Origin of the sequence: Parageobacillus toebii NBRC 107807, assembly GCF_003688615.2 — a bacterium.
In the GTDB taxonomy this organism is placed as follows: domain Bacteria; phylum Bacillota; class Bacilli; order Bacillales; family Anoxybacillaceae; genus Parageobacillus_B; species Parageobacillus_B toebii.
In genome coordinates this window covers 2,477,053-2,498,096 of sequence record NZ_CP049703.1, presented here as the reverse complement: position 1 = coordinate 2,498,096, position 21,044 = coordinate 2,477,053, and the positions used below count along the sequence as shown (strand labels likewise).

The following is a 21,044-nucleotide window of genomic DNA, read 5'->3' as shown; positions in this document are numbered from 1 at the left end:
CCCGCGAAGAAACCGCGGATCCTCTTTGCGGGCAATCGATTTGCCCATTGGGCGCAACTCAGTCTGTTGAAGTGCCACTTGTGGCCACCTCCTCTAATGATTCTTGAGTCGCCATCTTGCTTGCAGCGGACTTGACAGCCTTCACGATATTCACGTATCCTGTACAGCGACAAATATTGCCGGAAAGTCCCTCGCGAATTTGCTCCTCAGTCGGCGCTGGATTTTCCTGAAGCAGTGCGTAGGAAGCCATTAGCATGCCTGGTGTACAGTAGCCGCACTGCAACGCATGCTCCTCCCAAAATGCTTTCTGCAACGGATGCATTTCGCCGTCTTTTTCCAATCCTTCGACCGTCAACACTTCACGCCCATCTGCTTGCACAGCAAATACGGTGCACGACTTGACGGCTTTCCCGTCCAACAACACTGTACAAGCACCACAGCTGGTTGTATCACAACCGATATGCGTGCCCGTTAGTTTCAGTTCATCACGTAAGTAATAAGCCAACAGCGTACGTGGCTCAACATCTGATTCGTACAGTTGCCCATTGACCTTGACACGGATCTTCATTGGACCTCCACCTTTCCTTGCAACTCTTCCGCGATTTCGCGGAGTGCGCGTGCAGCAAACACACGTAAAAGATCCTTCTTATAGTCTGCGCTGCCCCGTAGATCACTAACAGGATCAGCATCTTCCGGCACAAGTTTTGAAATGTCCTCAATCGTCTTCGCTGTCAGACGTTCTCCGATGAGAGCCTCCTCTGCCTTAACAGCTCGCAAAGGGATCGGCCCGCAATTGCATATGCCGATGCCTGCCTCAGACACGCGACCGTCACTATCAAGAGCGACCTGCACAGCCAGCCCTGCAATTGCGAAATCGCCTGCTTTACGTTTAAGCTTCATATAGCGAGCGGCCACAGGTTTAGTTGGAATCGGCAGGTGCACCGCAACGGCAAGTTCATTTTCGTCCAGTGATGAGGCAAATGTATCCACAAAAAACTCGTCAATAGGAATCAACCGTTCTCCCTTCGGTCCCCGAGCTTCTACCACCGCATTTACAGCAATCATCGCAGTCCCCCAATCTGAGGCAGGGTCTGCGTGAACGAGCGAACCAACAACCGTCCCGAGGTTGCGAACCAATGGATCTGCAACCCAGCGGGCAGTGCGAGACAGAATCGGAAATTGTTCACGGAGTTCTGTCGCATGCTCCAATTCGGCTTGACGTGTCACCGCACCGATCCGCAATTTTCCGTTAACCTTGCTCCATCCTTTAAGCTCGTTGAGATTATTAATATCAATAATTACAGCGGGAGCCGCGACCCGTAATTTCATCATTGGTATTAAACTTTGGCCGCCCGCCAATACTTTGCCGTCATAGCCATACTCATCCATTAGGCGGATCGCTTCGTCGACAGATGTCGGTGCTTCGTATTTGAATGCATTGGGAAACATTTAGAAACCCCCTTTTGTCTAAATGACGAGAGCATTGTGAACAAGTCTTCTTTGGATGAACGCATTTCGCGCTTTCTCCAATTGTTGGATTCCCTCTCACCATCTCTCGTCTGACTAAGAATTTCGTTTCAATGTTTGAACTATCACTTGAATCTCCACACGACTAAAGCCGGCAGTTTCTGGCGTACTAGAGTTTTTTCTGCACCTATGTGAAAACGCTTACTATTGTTCCTCCAAGCTTTCCTGGACAAACATCCCACTGGTGTTTAGCGTCCTGTCGGCTCGGCTCAAAATCGCTTTCCACTTCATCGCCAATGACTTAAGTCACGAGCAGTCGTGGCATATAGATTTGTAAATGGTTCTGACCCGAACACAGCTAAACTGATCACCGCGCGTATTCTCTTAGTTACAAAAGAATGCGCTTTCATATTTCATATCACTTGAATCAACCTGCACATGAAGGTTTCAAACTGAACTATGATCCTTTGTTTTTTAATAAAGAAAGCGTTTATATCGATAGATAGAAGTAAATTGAATATGTGTATTAGCGATAGTAGCCTTAATGCAAGATATATTCGGTTTTAAATAAAATATTAACCCCCTTTCTGATGTCAAATTTTGTAGCTTCGCTGTTTTGGTGATAAAGATTGCTCAAAACTTGTTGAAGGGATACATTCATTAACAATGAGGCAAGAATCTGAGGTGATCTTTGCAATTATTATTATAGTAATAAATATTCAGAATTGTCAACTGTTTTAAAACAGTGTGAAAGTAATGTTTATTCAGCATTTAATCCAGAATCTTTGACTTCATCAAGTTAGCAGAGTTATTTTAGTAGTTTAACGACTGCGGGAAAGCAAGAACAACTTAGAGATGATCCAAGGTATCGATTCAAAATATAACGATGAGAATATTCAATAGAAAAAATAAAGTAAACGTGAAGTTGTTAGACAACCTAACTCTATTTCACACCCCTTTTGCTGACATTCCTTTTTATGTGAAGAATTTATCATCCTAATCCCATGCGGATAAATAAATGACTGACATGCCGCATCTGAAAATACTGCAAAGATAAATTATTACAATTGGGAATTCAAATGGTTGGTCAAAAAGGAGAAGAAAAATGGTTAGATCAAAAGGGGGAGAAGCGTCGAAAGACTTTTTAGGAATCCAGGGCGATATTTGGGATACAAAATGGGATATGTTATGTTGCTTGATCGGATCTATTGTTGCATTGCTCATCTTTTCTAAACTACATAACAGACTGTTAAAAAATAATGGGGCTTCCTCTAGGTTTTAACGGGTTTGGTGGAAATAAAATAAAACCCAATATCTCCAAAGTTTTTGCACAATAAATTTTGTAGCTATTGATAGAAAGCAACACGAAAAGGGTGTTTTCTCGTCGAGAAAACACCCTTTTATTTGGGAGGGGAAAATAAGTAAATGAGTTTTCCTTCTATAAGTTGCTGAAGAGTACTCCATACACATTTCTTCTGATTTTTTGGATAATAATTGTTGCCGATCTAGCATCTTTCCCCTCTATCCATTCGCAGTATTGCTAAGCGTGGACAGAAGCAATGTGGTGTTAATCCCTTCTTTTTACTCTAGTTGGAGGGTGTGAATCATAGCCACCTATTCCCTCCCACTAACTCCTGTATAACGGGCGATCTAGCGCATATAATCGTCGATATCTTTCCTCACTTTTAAGCAGTTGTTGATGGCTGCCATCCATGGTGATTTTTCCTTTTTCAAGGAAAATGATGCGATCCATTTTCTCCACGCCCATCAAATGGTGCGTTACCCAAATGATCGTTTTTCCCTTCAGTGTATCGAAAATGGTAGCCAATAGGTTCGCTTCTGTGATTGGATCGAGCCCAACTGTTGGTTCATCCATAATGACTATCGGGGTGTTTTGCAATAATATCCGTGCTAGTGCTATTCTTTGCCGTTCACCGCCAGAAAAGCGAGAACCTGTTTCATGCATGTTCGTCTCATATCCTTTAGGCAATTGCATAATCATCTCATGCAATTGAACCATCTTGGCTGCTTCGTATACTTCTTCATCCGTTGCGTCCGGGTTGCCAAGGCGGATATTGTTCATGACGGATGTATTGAATAAATAAGGCTTTTGGTTAAGAACAGCCATTAATTTTGGAACAGCCGAACCCAACTCATGTACATTCATTCCATTTATGAGCACTTCCCCACGAGTCGGTACAAGCGCTCCTTGAATTAGTTTCAACAACGTTGATTTTCCGGATCCGCTGCGCCCGATAATGGCAATTTTCTCACCCTGTCTTATTTTTAAACTAAAATCGTCCAGCAGCGGTGTTTCCAAAGTATATCCAAATGATAAATGGTTTATTTCAATCGTTGCTTGAGATAAGTCCAACAACTCTTTCCGTCCATCTGCTTCTATCTGAGGTTGAAAGGACTCTGCTTGAATGGCTTCAAGACGCTTTAATGAATCTTGATAGGATGATGTTTCACTAACAGCCCCTGCAATCGGTAAAAATGATTCTACTAAAGACAGTGCTGCAAGACCGCAAGCGGCAATTATTGTGGGCGAGAATTCTCCTCTTAGCGTTTGCTCATTGGCCCAATAGATGGCTGTAACGACAATGGCGCCAAGCACAATCTGATTCAGAACGTCCCGCCAATTCACAAACGAACGTTTCTTCGTTTCCAGTTCAAGCAGTTTTTGTTCTTGTGTTTCGTATTGCCGAATATAAGTCTTGTATTTCCCGCTGAATATCCAGTCGCTGATGCCGAAAATCGTATCGGTGAACTGTTGATAAAGTTGGTGTCTTCCCCTTTTCCATTGTTCATTTTTTGTTTTCATATAAATGTATGAAATAATTGGACCGACAAAAATCAACAACCCTATGAATACAGCCAGAAGAATGGCGAATGGAATCGAAAAAAGTCCTGCACAAATAATAACCACTGTGTAAATGACTAATGAAACAATCGAAGGAAACAGTATTTTTAAGTAAAAATCCTGCAAATGTTCAATATCATTGGCGAGTGCACCAAGAACGTCGCCTGTGCGTAAGCGGGAACGAAAAAACAATGCCTGCGGCTCAATGATTTTATATAAACGGACGCGCATTTCAGAAAGTATTTTCAAAATGAATTGGTGTCCCGTCAGTCTCTCCACATAGCTAAGCACAGCCCGGCCAATACCGAATGCACGGACACCGACAATCGGCACATAAACCATTAAAATGGATTCAGGTTGTGTCGCCGCTTTAGAAATTAAATAACCCGAAGTAAACATCAATGCTCCGCCAAAGAGAATGGTAAGCGAACCAAGAAAAATAGCCAACGCAAACAAGCCGCGATATTGACGCAAATACGGGATGATCCAATTCCCCTTGTCCATTAGATGCCCTCCATTTGTGTTTTAACATACTTACCGAGAAGACCCCCACCTCTAAACAGAGTGTAGGTGGGAGATGAATCGGTTGTTTTTTTCTTCTCAAAACAGAACATATGTGCTATACTATTCTTATCCATGATTTGGTGAAAGGAGGATCCACCATGCTTCGTGGGCAAAAAGTGGCCTTCCGGGCATCGAAGGCGGACCTCGAGCGGCTTCGGGCTTGCAACCGGGAGTCGGCTCGCGTCTGGAATGAGTGCCTCCTATTGGCCAAAGAGCATTTCCTTCAACACGGCCGCTGGATCTCGAAAAGCGAGCTGCAAAAACAAACGAAAGGGCGGTTCCATCTTCACAGCCAGTCCATTCAAGCCGTTTGCCACCAGTACCTCTTCGCCCGGCAATCCGCTCGTGCCGCTATCCAGAAAGGACATCGCCACGTTCGTTATCCGTACAAGCAGAAGACATTCTTCAACACCAAATGGGCAAAAGACGGATTCACCATTCATGAAAACGGGAAAATCACGTTATCCATGGGCATCCATGGCGGAAAACGCGAAAAACCAATTATCGTCTACGTCTCACAGCTGCCGCAGGGAACGATCAAAGAAATCGAATGTTGTTATGATCATGGCTGGTATCTCGCCATCACCTATGACGACGGCCAGGAAGCGAAAGCGTACCAGCCGGGGCATGCGGTTGGCGTCGATCTTGGCGAAATCCATACGATCGGGGCGTTTTGCGAAAACGGCCAAGCCCTCCTCATCACGGGAAGAAAGGTGCGCTCGCTTCACCGGCTGCGAAACAAAAAATTAGCCGAGATTCAACGCCGTCAATCGAAATGCCAAAAAGGGTCCCGGCAATGGAAAAAGTATGAACGGGCCAAGAAGTGCATCTTATCGAAATCGGAACGCCAGCTGCGCGATGCCCTCCATAAAACGACAAAACAGTTTGTCGATTGGTGCCGTACCCAATCGGTTTCCGATGTATATATCGGAAACGTCGAGGGAGTCGAGCGAAACACGCGAAAGAAAAAACGGGCCAGCCGGAAACAAGCGCAAAAGCTCTCGAATTGGTCATTCGGGAAAACCAAGAAGTATCTGGCCTACAAATTAGCCCAGCACGGCATTCGCCTGAAAGAGATCGACGAATCGTATACGAGCCAGACATGTCCTGTCTGCCGGAAACGAAAAAAAGTGTCGGGCCGAATTTTTGCCTGTTCTTGTGGATATGAAGAACATCGGGACATTCATGGAGCCCGAAATATTTTGAGCAAGGCTTTGCACCAAGAAATTCTTCCTTGGCCAGCACCGACAAAGCTCACGTATCTACGGATTGCGTAAGCAAGAAGTAGTAGACGGGCCGGACCACCCCACCGGACGAAAAGCCGGTGTTGCTTACCGAATCGGCCGAGAAGACTTCCGATGCGTGCATCGAGCCAAAGAAGCCAACCTTCTTCGGCGCCGAAGCTTCTTCGGACGAGTGGTAAGAAACTCCCACCTCTTAACGGAGAGTAGGTTGGAGAGGTTCATCAAGCTGATAATAAGTAGAATTCTTCCTTATCAACTGTTCATGCGTTCCGATTCCCACTATTTTGCCTTGATCAAGAACAATGATTAAATCCATATCCAGCATCCAATGCAAGCGATGGGTGGCAAAAAATACGAGCTTGCCTTTAAACAATTGCAACATCGTCTCTTTTAATTCGTATTCTGTTTCAATATCAAGATGGGCAGTTGGCTCATCAAGCATGATGATAGGACGGTTGCTTAAGAATGCGCGTGCGAGGGCGATCCGTTGTTCTTGTCCGCCGCTTAGGCTCCGTCCACCTTCCCCTATGATTGTCTCAAGTCCCTGTGGAAGCGATCGAATCACTTCAGTAAGGCCCGCTCTCTCTGCGGCCTTCTCTACTTCTTTTACAGTTGCCTCTGGATGATAAAAACGAATATTGTTTAAAATGGTATCGTGAAATATATAAGGGTGTTGGGGAATATACGTTATTTGACTTTGCCAATTCAACTGAGATAAAGTCGTTAGCTTCTTGCCGTTTATCTGAAATTCACCTGATGTTGGTGTTAAAAATCCGCTTAAAATATCAATCAATGTGGACTTTCCTGCACCGCTGGCTCCAATAATTCCAATTTTTTTTGAGCCTGAAACAGAAAATTGGATATCTTGCAAAGCTGGACGACCGCTCTCAGGAAAATGTACACTTACTCCTTTAACCGAAAATGTACTTGTTGATTCCCAAAGAGGGATTGGATCCTGTTTTTGCTGCAACGATTCTTTATCTAGGATTTCTTGAATCTTTTTGCCTGCTTCTTTGCCGTCAAGCGTCGCATGGTAATCGGCCCCCACCTCCCTGATTGGCAGGAAATACTCCGGCGCCAGGATCAGAATAGTCAATGCTGGATGCAGCTCCATCTTCCCGTTGATTAAATCTATTCCAAGAAAAACGGCGACGGTCGCTATGGAAAGCATTGTAAAAAAATCCAATGCAAACGAAGATAAAAAGGCAATACGCAAAGTTCCCATTGTAGCCCGTCGATATCTTTCGCTTACTAAAATAATTTGATTGATGTGCTGCCGGCTTAATCCCAAATATTTGAGTGTTTCCAATCCTCTCAAAGAATCGACAAAATGATTGGACAGCATTTGATAGGACTCATATTGGCGATCAGCCTTTATTTTTGCCGCCAATCCAAGCAAAATCATAAAGGCAATAAGTATCGGAACGGCTAGGGCTAAAATGACAGCAGAGCGGATATTGATAAAAAAGATAAAGATGCAGATCATGGCAGGGATAATTGCCGAATTCATCAATTTCGGAAGAATAAGCTCCAAATATCGTCGGAATTTCATAATCCCTTCCATAACCAAGGTGACTGTCTGTCCGGAGCCTTCTTCTTTTACAAAACGAGGGCCAAGTTGAAACAGTTTTTGCAACAATGATTCCCGGAACTCTTTACTCGTTCTGGCAGCAAAATGGTAGGCTATATTTCTTTTCCAAACGGTAAGCAGTTGGCGAACAACTAACGCAAGAAAGAAAATAATCAACTTTATAAAGACATTGGCAAACGAATCTCCCCCGAAAAGGGAGGAGATTGCGTCTGCCAAAAAATAAGCCTGAATAATAATGATAGCACCTTGAATAGTCGTTAATATCGCCAGCCCAGCTAAAACCGGCTTAATTCCTTTGTAAGAAAACAACGCCTTATCCATCAGTACGTTAAATGCTCCTTGTCAGATACTCGTTTGCGGAATACGTAATAGCTATAAATAGTATACCCTAAAACAAACGGTAAAATCGTTACGGCTACAATTGTCATTATTTTTAGGGAATATGCCCCGCTGGATGCGTTGTAGACCGTTAAATTAAAAGCTTTGTTCAAGGAGCTGACCATCACTCTTGGGAACAGTCCAACGAAAATCGATGATACCGTTAACGCGATTCCAAGCCCTGTCATGGCGAACGCCATTCCTTCACGTTTATTGGAAATGAAAAAGTATGATAAGCCAACAGCCAGAACAATTAATACGGCAATAATAAGCTCAAGGATAGGGCGCACCTCGAAAATATCTGTCATAACCCAAGAAAGCCCTACAAAGATGACAAGTGATGCAAATACGGCCAACACCAATTTTTTAGCCAATGCAGCCGACCGCTGTCTGATCTCTCCTTCTGTTTTTAAAGATAGAAAAGTCAAACCATGCAATAAGCACAATAATGTAATCGTTAAGCCGCCCCAAATGGAATAGATATTAATAACATCCGAGAACCCTGCTTCCATATTCATATCTTTATGGATCGGCACACCCTTAAGCATGCTTGTAAACAGAACACCTAGAAGGAACGGCGGCAGCATGCTTCCGAAAAAGATCACCCAGTCCCAAACATTCGTCCAGCGCGCATCTTCAACTTTGCGGCGATATTCAAAAGCAACGCCGCGTCCAATTAGGCTCAGCAAGACTGCCAGCATCAGTAAGTAATAGCCGCTGAACATCGTTGCATACCAGTGCGGAAATGCGGCAAAAATGGCGCCCGCTCCAGTGATTAGCCATACTTCATTCGCGTCCCAGAAAGGACCGATTGTATTCACCATGATAGTCCTCTCTTTTTGATCACGGGCAAGGAAGCGAGTCGACATTCCTACGCCAAAATCAAAACCTTCAAGAAAGAAAAAGCCGATAAAGAGTACAGAGATTAAGACAAACCAAATTTCACTCAATTCCATCTTAAACACCTGCCTTACTGAATGGATCTATGGATACCGTTGAATTTGCATCTTGATGTTCTATCGGTCCTCGTTTAATTTCGCGAACCATCAAATAAACCATCACGCCTGCAAGAATCGTGAATATCAGTGTGTACATAATGATGGAAAATAAAACGGTCCCTGCAGAAACATTTGGTGATACAGCGTCAGCTGTCGTCATCAATCCAAATACCGTCCATGGCTGACGACCCACTTCGGTCATGATCCATCCGAAAGTGTTTGCCAAAAACGGAAATGAAATAGCAGGAACTAGGATTTTCAAGAACATACTGCTTTGCTCAATTCGTCCCTTTTTCCACAGATACAGACCAATCATCGATAACAATATCATCGCTGTACCAAGGCCAACCATTAAACGGAAGCTCCAATACGTCGTCTTGACTGGAGGAATATAATTTGTACCTTCACCAACGATTGGATCGTATTTTTCCGCATATTCAGCTTGGAGAGTTTTCATTCCTTTTAAGCTGCCTTCAAATTTAGAATAAGATAAATAGCTTAATGCATAAGGAATGTTTAGTTCAAACTTATTTTCTTGTTTTTCTGTATCAATCAAGGCAAATACTGACCATGGCGCAGGATCAGGCGTATCTTCCCAAATCCCCTCTGCAGCTGCCATCTTCATTGGCTGTGTTTTTACAAGATATTGCGCTTGGGCATGTCCGGTGAAAGCAGTCCCCAAACTGCCGATGAAACCAATGATTAAGGCGATATTCATGGATTTTTTGTAAAAATCAACATGTTTCTTTTTTAATAGATTATAGGCACTTACACCAGCAATGAAGAATGCTCCAGTACACAATGCACCTGTGATGACATGAGGAAACTCCACCCATAATTGTCCATTCGTTATAAGCGCAAGAAAATCAACCATTTCCGCCCTGCCATTTCTAATTTCATAACCAACAGGCACTTGCATGAAGGAGTTTGCCGTTAAAATCCAAAAACCGGAAAGCATAGACCCAATAGATACAAGCCAAATGCTTGCCAAGTGCACTTTTTTAGGCAAACGATCCCATCCAAAAATCCAAAGGCCAATAAAGGTAGATTCCATAAAGAAGGCAAGCAATGCTTCAATGGCTAGGGGGGCCCCGAAGACGTCACCGACAAATCTAGAATAATCCGACCAGTTCATCCCAAATTGGAATTCCTGAATAATTCCTGTTACAACCCCTACGGCAAAATTAATCAGGAACAAATGTCCCCAAAATTTCGCCATTTTTTTATAAATCTCATTTTTCTTCACTACGTATAATGTTTGCATCAAAGCGATAATAAATGCTAGACCAATGGTAAGCGGCACGAAGAAAAAGTGGTAGATTGTAGTCAAAGCAAATTGTATCCTTGCCAACATTACTGGATCCATCGTAGTTCCTCCTTTAAGTTAAGTATTTCCTCGGAATTGGCCTGAGGCGATGTCATGTTCATAATTTCACATAACTAACTATATGTTCAAAACTTCACATAACTAGCACTTACCCCATCGCATTCCTCCCTTAAGAATTCATTAGAGCATGATCTAAGGTGATATCATGTTCATAAATTCACAAAATTAAACATTATTAACATGAGTAACATAAAAACTGTACAAAAAACTGGCTACTTTCCGAAGTGACAAAAACAAATCTATTGAACGAGAAACTTACCAATACTATAACAAAAAAACGATCATAAATTCTTTGACAGTTTGACAAATGTGTTACAAAATTACGACGAAATTCGTAAAAGATCTTATACATATATTAAAAATCGCTATAAAAAGCAGAAGTTGGCATCATTGATGGAACAGTTATCCATAAATAGATGATTGACAGGGGGCAAGTACATAATCACATTTGAAAGCGAAACATATAGTACTGGTACCAAAAGAAAAAAGAAGGAAATATCCTTTTAAAATCTTCCCGATCTAAAAATCGAATATAAAAGCCAGCAAAACATTAAGGTAGCGATGCAAAAGCCAATCTCGATCGCCGGAATTTTCCACAATAATGTCGATTGTCTTCCCATCGACGAGCCGATGATAATGCCAACCATAATGATGCTGAAGGAAAGCAAAACAATGCTAAACGATAAACGATTACTGATTTGGTCTAATTTTCTCAATAGAAAATCCAGGTCAGGGATGCCGATCTCCAGGCGTACTTTCCCTTGATTCATCAGTCTCGTTAATTCTTTTATATTTTTCGGCAAATCCACAAGCAGTTCCCCATAATCGGAAAAGCGTTTCCATGCCATTTCTGCTACGTTTTTCGGCCGCATCCGCTCCTTTAGCAGCTGGCGGCCAAACGGTTCGGCAAAGTCGATAATACTAAAGTCGGGATCCAATTTTTCCACGATCCCTTCCACCGTCAATAGCGCCTTCCCTAACAACGTTAAATCGCTTGGGATGCGGATCGAGTGGCGAAATGCAACATGAAGCAAATCCTGAACCGCCTCGCCGAGACTGACTTTGCTCAACGGAATATGATAATATTTTTCTCTCAATTGCTCGATATCTTCACGCAGCTGGCTTACATTTACCTCATCCGTCACCAAGCCCATATCTCCGATCGTTTTCATGACTCCATCGGTGCTTTGGCGCATCAAAGCGATAATTAAGGAAGATAAATGATATTTCATTTCTGGAGTGATTCTCCCTACCATGCCGAAATCAATGAACGCAATCACGTCTCCCGACAAAGCTAACACATTTCCCGGATGGGGATCTCCATGAAAAAAGCCTTCCATAAAAATTTGCTGGAACATTCCCTTCGCCAGCCGCTCCGCTAGAATTTTTAAGTTATAGCCGTGTTGTTTCAGCCGCTCAAGTTCCCCGAGTTTGATACCTTCTACATATTCCATCGTCAGTACTTTTTTTGTTGAATAGTCCCAAAACACTTTTGGCACATAAATAGTTGGATCGCTTTGAAACTGTTTGGAAAATTTCTCGGCATTGCGCGCCTCTACGGTGTAATCGAGCTCTAGACGAAGCGATTTCGATAGCTCGTCCAATATATCACGTATCTGATATTGCTCCGCCCACTCCAAGCGGCGTTCCGCAAGAGCGGTCAAATCTTGAAGAATTTCCAAATCTGTTTCTATGACCGATGCGATATGCGGCCGCTGAATTTTCACCGCTACCCTTTCACCGGAATGAAGGACCGCTCGATGAACTTGCCCGATCGAGGCAGCGGCAAGCGGAACTTCCTCAAAAGAACGAAAAATATGGTCCAGCTCTTCCCCCAACTCCTCCTCGATAATGCGGCGAACATCGGCAAACGAAAAAGGCGGGACTTGATCTTGCAATTTTTCCAGTTCACGAATAATGTGTTCTGGAATTAAATCGGGGCGCGTGCTAGCCAGCTGACCTAATTTCACGAAGGTCGGGCCTAGTTCCTCGAGCACAAGGCGGATGCGCTCGCCAATCGTTTTTTCATCCTTCTTTTTGCCTACACGCAGCCGTTGCGGAAGGGAAAGAAACTGGGAAAAGCCGATTTCCTCAACCACCATTTCAAAGCCATGGCGGAGCAATGCAACAGCGATATCGCGATAACGGCTTATATGGCGCATTCTTTTTCCAATCAATCCGTCCAGCCCCCTTAATGGACATGGGCCCCCGTGGGACCCCTGTTCGATTACTAATCTTCTTTTTCTTCTAATTTTTCTTCTAATTTTTCTTCTAAGCGGCGGATTCGTTGTTCTAATTGTTGCAGTTCGTCTTTCGTCACCAAATCGAATTTATCGATCACTTGTTTGATCTGTTCGCGCACGATGCGCTGCAATTCTGCTTTTCTTTCGTCTGTTTGCTGCTTCCACTGTTCAATGATATCCTTCGATTCTTCAAGCGACAATTCTCCTTTTTTCACCAACTCATCAATTAATTTTTCCACTTGCTCCTTGCTCGCTAACGCCAATCCGAGTCCAAACGCCAGTCCTTTTTTAAGAATGCTCATAAGCTTGCAGCCTCCTTTAAGTTTTTACATCATGATATCACTTTCACAACGTTGTGTCGAGCGCTCCTATTCTCCGTGAAATCGCCCCTCCCATTGACCAATAAAACATTTCCCCGCTTTTTATAGATTTCCTCTTAGACTGTCTTTTTATGAATCAAGATTTGTCTTCTGTTTCAATAAGAAAAACGCACCTGTTTATATAAAAAAGCACCGACTTTTTTGCAAAGTCAGTGCCTTCATCAACAAATCCATCATCTCCAAGCTTTCCACTCACCACTGTCCGGGTCGATAGAAACAAGGCGAAGCCAGCCGTTTTTCACTTTTCTGCGGAAATGAGGATCGTCTTCGAACAAACGCTCGATATTTTGCTGTGGTGCTTCGATAATGACGAGCAACCGAAGCGGAGAATGGAATATTTCTTCGTCAGACGACATGACCGACTGCCACGGAAGCCCGGCGAGCAAATCGCTTGCGTTTCCTTGCATGACGCCGATCCCAGCCGTGACCGTTTGCATCGTTTTGTTTCCGCTTCCGTAATAATGCGGGGCGACAGTCGATGCGTAATATTGCAAATTAATCCATTGCGCCACTGTCACCGGCCCGGTGATGATGTTGGCGAGCGCCTCGCCGGATGGATCTTTGCGCCAGTCATAGCTATGGAGAAATACTCTCCCTTCTAAATTACAATGCTTTGTTAACTCGCGGCGGCCAATGATCAACGCCGCGTTGCCGGCAAGCCCCCATTCCGGACGGATTTCGCTCCAGTCTTCCGCACGGCGATGTGCTTCGGCAAGCGGATCTTTCTTCTTGTCCTCTAAGCCCGGCAGCTTCGACAATCGCTCGTTATTCGCATTGCGGCTTACTTTTTCCAGCTTTCCTTGCAGCATATCAAACGCTTTTTGAGCCGCTTCCGAAAGCGTTGGTACATAAAGCCAGCAAAGTTCATCGACCGTTGTCATATGCTCGGCAGCAACAAAAACAGTGTCTTCTGGAATAACGATTCCTTCCTTTGCAAGGCCTTCCCGCACCTCTTTCAGGTTACATAGCGCGGCAAACACACGAGCATTGAATCCTCCGGCTGCCCCGCCGCACGCACCGCAATCAAGCGAAGAGGCGTAAGGATTGTTCGTTGTTGTGCTTTCATGGCCACAGACAACAACAAGCGGCGCAAATCGACTTGTGAGCCCCATTCCTTTGAATAGTTGATATACGTATCGTACTTTTTCCTCGGTAGAAAAACCTACTGGAAGATCCGTTGTTTCTGTTGTTTCCAAAGAAGATTCCCGATTGAGCGAAAGTTCTGTTGCCGGCTTTTGCGCCCAATTGTCTTGAAACTGGTGAAATACGCGTCCCGCTCCGCTTGGCGCTATACTTCGAGCAAGCGTATGCAAACCAAGCAACGGTCCACTTACCTCTGGAAGCAACAAACTCGCAAACAAATGCTGCTTCATTTTCTTAAACGTGTGGCTGACCGAAAGCAGCGCGTTCCGCCGCCCGCGATATTTTTTTACATTCTCTGCCGATGTAAATTCTTGAACTTCATGCTGCGGCTCTACAATCACCGGGCAAGAAGCGTGTGCATGGCTGCTGTCTAGTTCACGCGTTTTGATGGGAAGACCGAAAAAACCAGCGCACCCGTATGTTTCAAATGGTCCTGCCTGCTCTAACTGACGACGGAAAGGCTCAGAACGAACATCCATACAAAAGATAAGCTGCGCGGCTGCTTGTTTTGGCTCGTTGTTTTGGGAATGGGATGCAATCATCTCCTTTAGTTGCACCTCTTGCGTATCTTCCCATGCCTCGAGCCAAAGCTTGCCGCGAACGATTTTGTCGAAACGATAAGCAAACGATAAACGTGCTTTCTGCTCAGCCTGTGGCAATTGCAGCCACTCTTTTGGCGTCAATCCTCCCCAATGCATCCATGCGGCTAGAAGCGGAAGGAGAAACGTTTCGTCGTCATCTTTTTGTTTCGCAAATGGCAAATACGGAGCGATCAATGCCCACTCAAGCGAAAGACGAATTGCTAAATAATCAATAAGTAGCAAATGCGCTTGGCCGGACTGCTGCGAACGCCACAGCAGCATTCCTGCCCAACCAGGCAAGGAAAGAAGATGCGCTTCCAAATAGTCTTTCATCGCGCCATGCGGTATGCCGAGCAACATCAACGCTTGTCGCAATGCTTCTTCGGCATCATGCGGCAAATCTTGCAATCTCTCGCGCTGCTGTTTGCGTAATGATGGATCGTTGATCACAAGCTTCCGCCATGCGTAATAAAATCCTTTTTCTCGATATGGCATTGTCCATGAAGCTTGCGATTCATCTAAAAATAATTTGCACCATTTGATCATTTGATGGTCAAGCATACGCGCCCATTTCTCTTCTCCTTGCTCTTCAAGGAGAAGGCTTAGCGGTCGGATTAGTAAACGTTTGAAGTCGTATCGGAATCGCATGTCTTTCATTTTTGCCGCCAAACTTTTTAATGATGAAGACATTAACAGCTCGTTAGGAATTTCTTCGTGTAAAAGCGCAGCGCGGCAAAAACGTTCCGCTTCCTCACGCGGCATCGTCAGCGGCTGCTCATCAAGCCAGCGCTGAAGCCGCATTTCCAAAAACTTCGGATTCAGTTCCCCTTTCCGTTGAGCCGCGCGAAACATGGACATGCTTGGGTAAAGATCAATATCTCGCAATAATTTTAAGCGATGCGCAACTTGCTCAAACGAAAAGTGTTCTAGCCCCATCCATGGATGACGCGCGACAAACGTGGCAATCGGCCAAAGCGGGGCAATTGCCTTGCTGGCGTTTTTGACAAGCGCGTTTACATTTATATCTGTTGCGACATTTTCTCTCCGTCGCTCATGCACATTAGGACGTTCGAGTGATACGGTTGTCGTATTCATCCCCTAAATCCTCTCCTTCTTCAAATAAGCTGCAAGGTAATGCGGATGGCTTTCCACCGACTCGGAACGCGGTTCGCCAATATGGACGAGCCACATATACAATCGCACAAATGAATCTGATGAACGATGTGTGGAAAACCATATGCCTGCCAATCCGCCAGCGATTAAGATAAAGACAGCTGCCATTTCTGTGATGATAGATGTCCTAAATAACGGCACCGACGTATGCAATAGCTTCATGAAACTAACGTGCACCGCTCCAGATGCTAAGGCTAATCCTGCCAATACGATTAATCCGATCGTTCGTCCATTTTCGAAAACGGCGATCCTCCCCCAGACAAACGCAAGCGACCATCCAAGAATAAGGGCGCTTAACAATTTTGCGTTTTCTTCTGGTGACGTAAGCCAAAACATTACTCCTACGGCAAGACCAGCTGCCGCTCCGGCAAATAGCCATGTTTTGGACAAGTTTCGTGATCGATGGATGGTTTTATTCGGATTCGGAACGACCGAACCAGATTGTAAAAATAATGTCGCTTTAAACAAACCGTGCAACACTAAATGAATGACTGCCGCAACATAAGCGCCTAACGCGCATTGAATGAGCATCAATCCCATTTGCGCCATCGTGGAGGCAACTAATTGCCGTTTATAGTCGACTTGAACAAAACTAATTCCTGTGCCGATGAGCACCGAAATGGAGGCGAGAACCAGCAGCAACATTTGCGATATATCACCGCTAAACAATGGAGAAAATCTTGTCAACAAAAGACCGCCCGCATTGATCAAACCAGCATGCATTACTGCTGAAATCGGGGTTGGCGTAACCGCCGACTCTAACAGCCAGCGCTGAAATGGCCATTGTCCGGCTGGAATGATCGCTGCCAATATAAGCAGCACATTCACCCCTGTTTTTTCCCACCATTCGAGATGGCGGATGCTTTCTGAGGACAAGGCAAGCGACAGCTGCCAGTGTCCGGTTGCACTCCATAACCACAAACCAGCAGCAAACAACGCAAGCCAGCTTAGTGAAAATACCATAGCCATACGCACCGCCGCTGTTCGTGCCGGACGCCATTCCCTTTTTAATCGTGTCAGCTGCGCAAGCCCCAATAGCGGCAAGCCCCAAAAAAGAACAAGCAAACGAATATCATTGTTCATCCAAGTCAGCGCCGCGGTACTGACCGTAAAAGTAAGCAGGGAAAAATACTTACGATACGCACGGTCGCCATGCAAATAACGGAGGCAAAAACGCGCTATCATCCAGCCGAGCGTCAAAATAAACAGCGCCATAAACCAGGCGAGAATATCAAAACGCCATAATCCGGCCGCGGCATGATGATCAGCGAAAATCAGCCCCGCTAACGCCGCAGCAATCGGCAACACCATCACTCCCACATGCACCTGCACATAATATAGCGGCATGCGCCGATCTAGAAGCAATAAAGAACTGATAAGAGCCATTCCAACCGTTGCGAATAACAAGATGAACCAAACCAACCGAATCCCCCTCTCTCTTTTCCGCAACAAAAAAACCGGCTATGTCGTCCTCTATCCACCGTGTTTTCCCTTTTCCATCAAAAGGGTACACGAATGGCATCGAGTACACATAGCCGGTTTATCTTCAACGAGCCTATGAAGGCTTTTTGAAGATCTACCAAATGCACGTATTACTGTTCTTCGGTTTACTTTCAACCACTCCGCTCTAAACGGACTGTTTGAAAGTCTACCGAATACGGAACATTCAGATTTTATTATTATGTTATTTAATCTATACGGAAACGTATAGTTTGTCAATACCTATGTTCGTTCAACTTTTTTACATCAAAACAAAAGCGGATGGCCACTCTTCAGCAGTCGTTCGCTGAGCACACCTGCCGCATAGTCGACGAAAAGAAGTGGAATAGTATCATTGACATTCGATGGAACGCCGCCCGCGAATCGGTAAGAAAACTGGCGGCATTGCAGCCAGAAACAGCTATTACAGGACATGGAGCGCCAGTATCAGGTGAAAAACTGCGGGAAGGATTAGCGAAGTTAGCGCGCGAGTTTGACCAAATCGCCATGCCGGATTATGGAAAATATGTTCAATAACGAATTCGCCTCCTGTAAACAGCGGGAGGCGCCACTTTTACTGGTGATATGAGTAATTGAATAGCACATACGCCGCAACAAGCAATCGTTCCCATTCTTCATAACCTTCGTTCACCCGAAACGTATAACGCCAGCGCAACAGCCGCGAACGTTTCCCTTCGGCGATCATTTTTCCATCTAACCAGACTTCCGTGCGGGAAACCATTTCCGGCGACTGAAAAAACAGCGTTTTTCCCTGTATCTCTACGATCATGCGCTCACGCAGCTTCAACTTGTTTTTCCATGAATAATCCGTACGCGCCACTGCGACAACCGCTCCATTTTGCACAATATGCCACGTATCATTCACACGAAACAGTTTTTCCCGCTGCTCTATGATTTGTACCGAAGTTCCGTCCGCAAATGCAAAAGACAAATTTAAATACCACTGATTTTGATCGGACAAAATACTATTAACAATGCGCTGCCATGGAAGCGGAAAGAAGCGCCAAAACTCCCCCATCTTTTTCGTTCCCTTAAACAAGCGCTTTTTTCCAGTCCAAAATCGTTCCGCCATATGCGTATGCCAAACATCTTCGTCTTCCGCCCCTTCATAAGAGGCATCACGCCAAGCCTGCCAGCGTTCGATTCCCAAAATCAATAGCACCCCTGCTAGAAATCCCGAGACAATAAGCAGCTGTCCCCATTCAAATTTTCCTAAAACAAAAAAACGCAAGGCCATTCCAATCGATGCAACAACGAAAAATAACCATAATCTCCCCAAAATTTCTCTCTCCTCTCCAAATAGCAGTAGACGAAAGAGAAGTGGAAAAAGTTTCATTCGCACAGCAACGCTCCATTTTCCTATCGTCCTTACAACCGCTGAAATTCCGGCGTTTCCATCAGGCGCGCGAAAAACCGTTGTTTCGCTTCCCGGTACGCTTCCATACTTTTTCCTTCGTATGCCTTTTTCAATTCGTCATATTCCGCTCTGTATGTGTCATTCGCCAACAACACTTCACGGAATTTCCAAAAGATGTCTAATTCAGAACCGATAACGGTTAGTTGGACACCTAATAGCGGATCGGTCGTATCATCTTGAAATGCGCGGAAATAGTCCGTTTGCACGCTTCCCTCATTGATTGCATATAAAGCGGACAGTTTCTCTACAGCAACAGTAAATATTTCCGCAGGAACCCGCACTTGAATATCAAGATCCCCTTTGGTGAGGCTATTGGGAATCGCCGTGCTTCCAACGTGCTGAATATCCGCTTCCGGCAACAGACGCAAAATTTTTTCCTTCTGTTCCAAAAATGTTTTTTCTGCTTGTTCGTGAAAGTAGCTTTGCTCTAAAAAATGAACAAGTTCCATTTTGTTTCCTCCTAATTACAACAATTTGGCCATGTAATATTCATCAACATATTTTCCGTTTATCAACAGAGAATGCCGTTTGATCCCTTCTTGTTCAAACCCCATTTTGCGATATAACGATACCGCGCGTTGATTGTTGACGACTACCGTTAATTCCAACCGATGAATGCCTTTCGTGCGAGCCCAACGCTCCAATTCGGCAAACAGCATCGTACCGATTCCTTTTCCTCTATACGAAGCCAGCACGCCAATGACGATATATACCGTATGCTTATTTCGTCTCGCGCGCCCTCCTCTTGCGACTAAATATCCAACTAGCTTTCCGTCCGCCTCTGCCACCAATATCGTGGAGTTTTCCTCATTCTGCATCGCTTCGATTTGGCTTCTCTGCAGATCTGGAGTGAGCGTTCGTTCCCCTGCCTCAAACAGCATAAATTCTGCTTCTTTTTCTACTTGCAAGATGAGGTGTGCCAACTCTTCTGCATCGTCTACCGTCGCATGCCTTACGTTCATCTTATCTATCCTCCTCCAAATATTCCCGCGCCAAATCAAAATTTCGATATCGCGCCATAGCGGTTTTCAGTTTTTTCAACCCTGCTTTTTGATAAAACTTCTCTTTTCCGGTAGTGGCAATTAAATGCACGCAAGAAACGTGCTTAAGCTGCTCAAGCAAATCCTCGATAATTGCTTTTCCGATGCCATGACCTTGGAAATCACGATGAACGACGACATCGTAAATCGCCGCATTAAATACTCCATCGGAAAGCGCCCTGCCAAACCCAACGATGCGTCCGTTATAGACCGCAAGCGCAATCACGTTGCTTGCTTCAAACACCTGTTGAATGATTTCCTCGGAATGTTTCGTCCACCCGATGGATTCGTACACATCTTTCATCTCTTGCCAATTCGCCTTGGATAAATCTCTATAGACGTGAATGTTCACCTCGATCCCCCTTACTGTCTCGAATTCGTTTCTTTCCTAAGTAAATTTCAATTCGGTCTAGCTTTTTGTTCGATACGCTACAATGATCGATTGCGAACAATACAGAAATATCAAATTAAAACAGTTCAAAAACAATTATAAATACATTCCCATCACACAATCCACAAAAATCCATTTTTATCTAATAAATCCATCAAACTTGTCAATGGTGACACGTCATGACTCACGAAAGTTTTTAAATGTCATTTCCTCCTAAACTCCCATCTTACTCTCTTGTACGTATCTCTATGAACACCCTTTAAATCCAGCAAATCATTCTATACCAGTTCCTCATTTTTTCATTTGATCTGTGTCAACTTCCTTTTTTGTTGCTTATTCAACATATCACTTCACTAAAAAGGCATCCAAAAATGGATACCCTAGAATTATCCATTGTTCACTCTTCATGAACGATTTCTCCTACTTATACATATATTGTCATTGAAAAGAGGAAGAAGCATGGATAAATTCGTGTTCTTGTTCTTAGCTTGCATTCTTGCTGGTTTTGCACTAATAAACCTTCCTTTAGCCGGTTCACCTTTAGCTGGTATACAACCAATAACATCTTTAATTGGGATTGTAGCTGTTCTTGTTTTTTCATTAATCCTCATATTTAAAGGAATAATGGCCCTAGCAGGAAAATAAATTTTATGGACTCAGGCTCTTGCCTGAGTCTATTTTTCT

17 protein-coding genes and 1 pseudogene are annotated in these 21,044 nt (G+C 44.3%); 4 read left to right on the top strand and 14 right to left on the bottom strand.

The features are described from left to right. Positions 1-58 precede the first annotated feature (58 nt). Positions 59-568, bottom strand: a complete 510-nt coding sequence (locus tag DER53_RS12685) for a (2Fe-2S)-binding protein (RefSeq protein ID WP_062754077.1) — start codon at positions 566-568, stop codon at positions 59-61. Beyond that, positions 565-1,449: an FAD binding domain-containing protein gene (locus DER53_RS12680; RefSeq protein WP_062754079.1), complete on the bottom strand. Its 885-nt coding sequence runs from the start codon at positions 1,447-1,449 to the stop codon at positions 565-567. Before DER53_RS12680 ends, DER53_RS12685 begins: the two co-directional genes overlap by 4 nt. A gap of 1,123 nt (positions 1,450-2,572) precedes the next feature. On the opposite strand from DER53_RS12680, the gene DER53_RS12675 reads away from it, so the two are divergent. After that, positions 2,573-2,749 (top strand): DUF2238 domain-containing protein, encoded by a 177-nt coding sequence (locus DER53_RS12675; RefSeq protein WP_425281326.1) that lies wholly within the window; start codon positions 2,573-2,575, stop codon positions 2,747-2,749. A gap of 345 nt (positions 2,750-3,094) precedes the next feature. Here the strand turns inward: DER53_RS12675 and cydC are convergent, their stop codons facing one another. Continuing rightward, positions 3,095-4,834 carry a thiol reductant ABC exporter subunit CydC gene (gene cydC, locus DER53_RS12670; RefSeq protein WP_062754081.1) on the bottom strand — a complete coding sequence of 580 codons (1,740 nt, stop codon included), beginning with the start codon at positions 4,832-4,834 and terminating at the stop codon, positions 3,095-3,097. 158 nt (positions 4,835-4,992) lie between these two features. Here cydC and DER53_RS12665 point away from each other — a divergent pair, with 158 nt between their 5' ends. Next, on the top strand, positions 4,993-6,171 hold the full coding sequence (locus tag DER53_RS12665) for an RNA-guided endonuclease InsQ/TnpB family protein (protein WP_062754082.1): 1,179 nt from the start codon (positions 4,993-4,995) through the stop codon (positions 6,169-6,171). 160 nt (positions 6,172-6,331) lie between these two features. Here DER53_RS12665 and cydD read toward each other — a convergent pair whose 3' ends face one another. From cydD to DER53_RS12630, 7 genes are all read right to left on the bottom strand, one after another. Continuing rightward, entirely contained in the window at positions 6,332-8,050 is a 1,719-nt protein-coding gene (gene cydD, locus DER53_RS12660; protein ID WP_062754084.1) for a thiol reductant ABC exporter subunit CydD, read from the bottom strand. Further along, positions 8,050-9,063, bottom strand: coding sequence for a cytochrome d ubiquinol oxidase subunit II (gene cydB / locus DER53_RS12655; RefSeq protein ID WP_062754086.1), 1,014 nt, complete (start codon positions 9,061-9,063; stop codon positions 8,050-8,052). Before cydB ends, cydD begins: the two co-directional genes overlap by 1 nt. 1 nt (position 9,064) lies before the next feature. After that, entirely contained in the window at positions 9,065-10,471 is a 1,407-nt protein-coding gene (locus tag DER53_RS12650; protein ID WP_062754088.1) for a cytochrome ubiquinol oxidase subunit I, read from the bottom strand. A 524-nt stretch (positions 10,472-10,995) separates the two neighbouring features. Next, the gene (locus DER53_RS12645) at positions 10,996-12,669 is read right to left on the bottom strand and encodes an ABC1 kinase family protein (protein WP_062754090.1); all 1,674 of its coding nucleotides are present in this window, start codon (positions 12,667-12,669) and stop codon (positions 10,996-10,998) included. 53 nt (positions 12,670-12,722) lie between these two features. Beyond that, positions 12,723-13,037 carry a phasin family protein gene (locus DER53_RS12640; protein ID WP_062754092.1) on the bottom strand — a complete coding sequence of 105 codons (315 nt, stop codon included), beginning with the start codon at positions 13,035-13,037 and terminating at the stop codon, positions 12,723-12,725. 251 nt (positions 13,038-13,288) lie between these two features. Next, entirely contained in the window at positions 13,289-15,934 is a 2,646-nt protein-coding gene (locus DER53_RS12635) for a DUF2309 domain-containing protein (RefSeq protein WP_062754094.1), read from the bottom strand. Between the two features lie 3 nt (positions 15,935-15,937). Next, positions 15,938-17,398, bottom strand: a complete 1,461-nt coding sequence (locus DER53_RS12630) for an NADH dehydrogenase subunit 5 (protein ID WP_062754374.1) — start codon at positions 17,396-17,398, stop codon at positions 15,938-15,940. 453 nt (positions 17,399-17,851) lie between these two features. On the opposite strand from DER53_RS12630, the pseudogene DER53_RS12625 reads away from it, so the two are divergent. Beyond that, a pseudogene (locus DER53_RS12625) lies at positions 17,852-18,028 on the top strand (MBL fold metallo-hydrolase); the annotation flags it as partial. 37 nt (positions 18,029-18,065) lie between these two features. On the opposite strand, the gene DER53_RS12620 reads toward DER53_RS12625, so the two are convergent. The 4 genes from DER53_RS12620 to DER53_RS12605 all read right to left on the bottom strand — a co-directional run bounded on the left by DER53_RS12620 (position 18,066) and on the right by DER53_RS12605 (position 20,273). Continuing rightward, complete coding sequence (locus DER53_RS12620) at positions 18,066-18,791, bottom strand: tubby C-terminal domain-like protein (protein WP_062754098.1); 726 nt, start codon at positions 18,789-18,791, stop codon at positions 18,066-18,068. An 89-nt stretch (positions 18,792-18,880) separates the two neighbouring features. Next, a complete protein-coding gene (locus DER53_RS12615) occupies positions 18,881-19,378 on the bottom strand; it encodes a GrpB family protein (protein ID WP_062754100.1) in 498 nt (165 codons plus the stop codon). Positions 19,379-19,393: 15 nt separating this feature from the next. Further along, positions 19,394-19,891, bottom strand: a complete 498-nt coding sequence (locus DER53_RS12610; protein WP_062754102.1) for a GNAT family N-acetyltransferase — start codon at positions 19,889-19,891, stop codon at positions 19,394-19,396. A 1-nt stretch (position 19,892) separates the two neighbouring features. Next, entirely contained in the window at positions 19,893-20,273 is a 381-nt protein-coding gene (locus DER53_RS12605) for a GNAT family N-acetyltransferase (RefSeq protein WP_221215273.1), read from the bottom strand. A 546-nt stretch (positions 20,274-20,819) separates the two neighbouring features. On the opposite strand from DER53_RS12605, the gene DER53_RS12600 reads away from it, so the two are divergent. Further along, a complete protein-coding gene (locus tag DER53_RS12600) occupies positions 20,820-21,005 on the top strand; it encodes a hypothetical protein (RefSeq protein WP_062754105.1) in 186 nt (61 codons plus the stop codon). Positions 21,006-21,044: the final 39 nt, after the last annotated feature.

Excerpts from the sequence above, each read along its gene's own strand:
- DER53_RS12640 (WP_062754092.1), bottom strand. The coding sequence starts at position 13,037 with ATGAGCATTCTTAAAAAAGGACTGGCGTTTGGACTCGGATTGGCGTTA.
- DER53_RS12680 (WP_062754079.1), bottom strand. The coding sequence starts at position 1,449 with ATGTTTCCCAATGCATTCAAATACGAAGCACCGACATCTGTCGACGAA.
- cydD (WP_062754084.1), bottom strand. The coding sequence starts at position 8,050 with ATGGATAAGGCGTTGTTTTCTTACAAAGGAATTAAGCCGGTTTTAGCT.
- DER53_RS12630 (WP_062754374.1), bottom strand. The coding sequence starts at position 17,398 with ATGGCTCTTATCAGTTCTTTATTGCTTCTAGATCGGCGCATGCCGCTA.
- DER53_RS12675 (WP_425281326.1), top strand. The coding sequence starts at position 2,573 with ATGGTTAGATCAAAAGGGGGAGAAGCGTCGAAAGACTTTTTAGGAATC.
- DER53_RS12600 (WP_062754105.1), top strand. The coding sequence starts at position 20,820 with ATGGATAAATTCGTGTTCTTGTTCTTAGCTTGCATTCTTGCTGGTTTT.
- DER53_RS12610 (WP_062754102.1), bottom strand. The coding sequence starts at position 19,891 with ATGAACGTAAGGCATGCGACGGTAGACGATGCAGAAGAGTTGGCACAC.
- cydC (WP_062754081.1), bottom strand. The coding sequence starts at position 4,834 with ATGGACAAGGGGAATTGGATCATCCCGTATTTGCGTCAATATCGCGGC.
- cydB (WP_062754086.1), bottom strand. The coding sequence starts at position 9,063 with ATGGAATTGAGTGAAATTTGGTTTGTCTTAATCTCTGTACTCTTTATC.
- DER53_RS12685 (WP_062754077.1), bottom strand. The coding sequence starts at position 568 with ATGAAGATCCGTGTCAAGGTCAATGGGCAACTGTACGAATCAGATGTT.
- DER53_RS12650 (WP_062754088.1), bottom strand. The coding sequence starts at position 10,471 with ATGGATCCAGTAATGTTGGCAAGGATACAATTTGCTTTGACTACAATC.
- DER53_RS12615 (WP_062754100.1), bottom strand. The coding sequence starts at position 19,378 with ATGGAACTTGTTCATTTTTTAGAGCAAAGCTACTTTCACGAACAAGCA.
- DER53_RS12665 (WP_062754082.1), top strand. The coding sequence starts at position 4,993 with ATGCTTCGTGGGCAAAAAGTGGCCTTCCGGGCATCGAAGGCGGACCTC.
- DER53_RS12605 (WP_221215273.1), bottom strand. The coding sequence starts at position 20,273 with ATGAAAGATGTGTACGAATCCATCGGGTGGACGAAACATTCCGAGGAA.
- DER53_RS12635 (WP_062754094.1), bottom strand. The coding sequence starts at position 15,934 with ATGAATACGACAACCGTATCACTCGAACGTCCTAATGTGCATGAGCGA.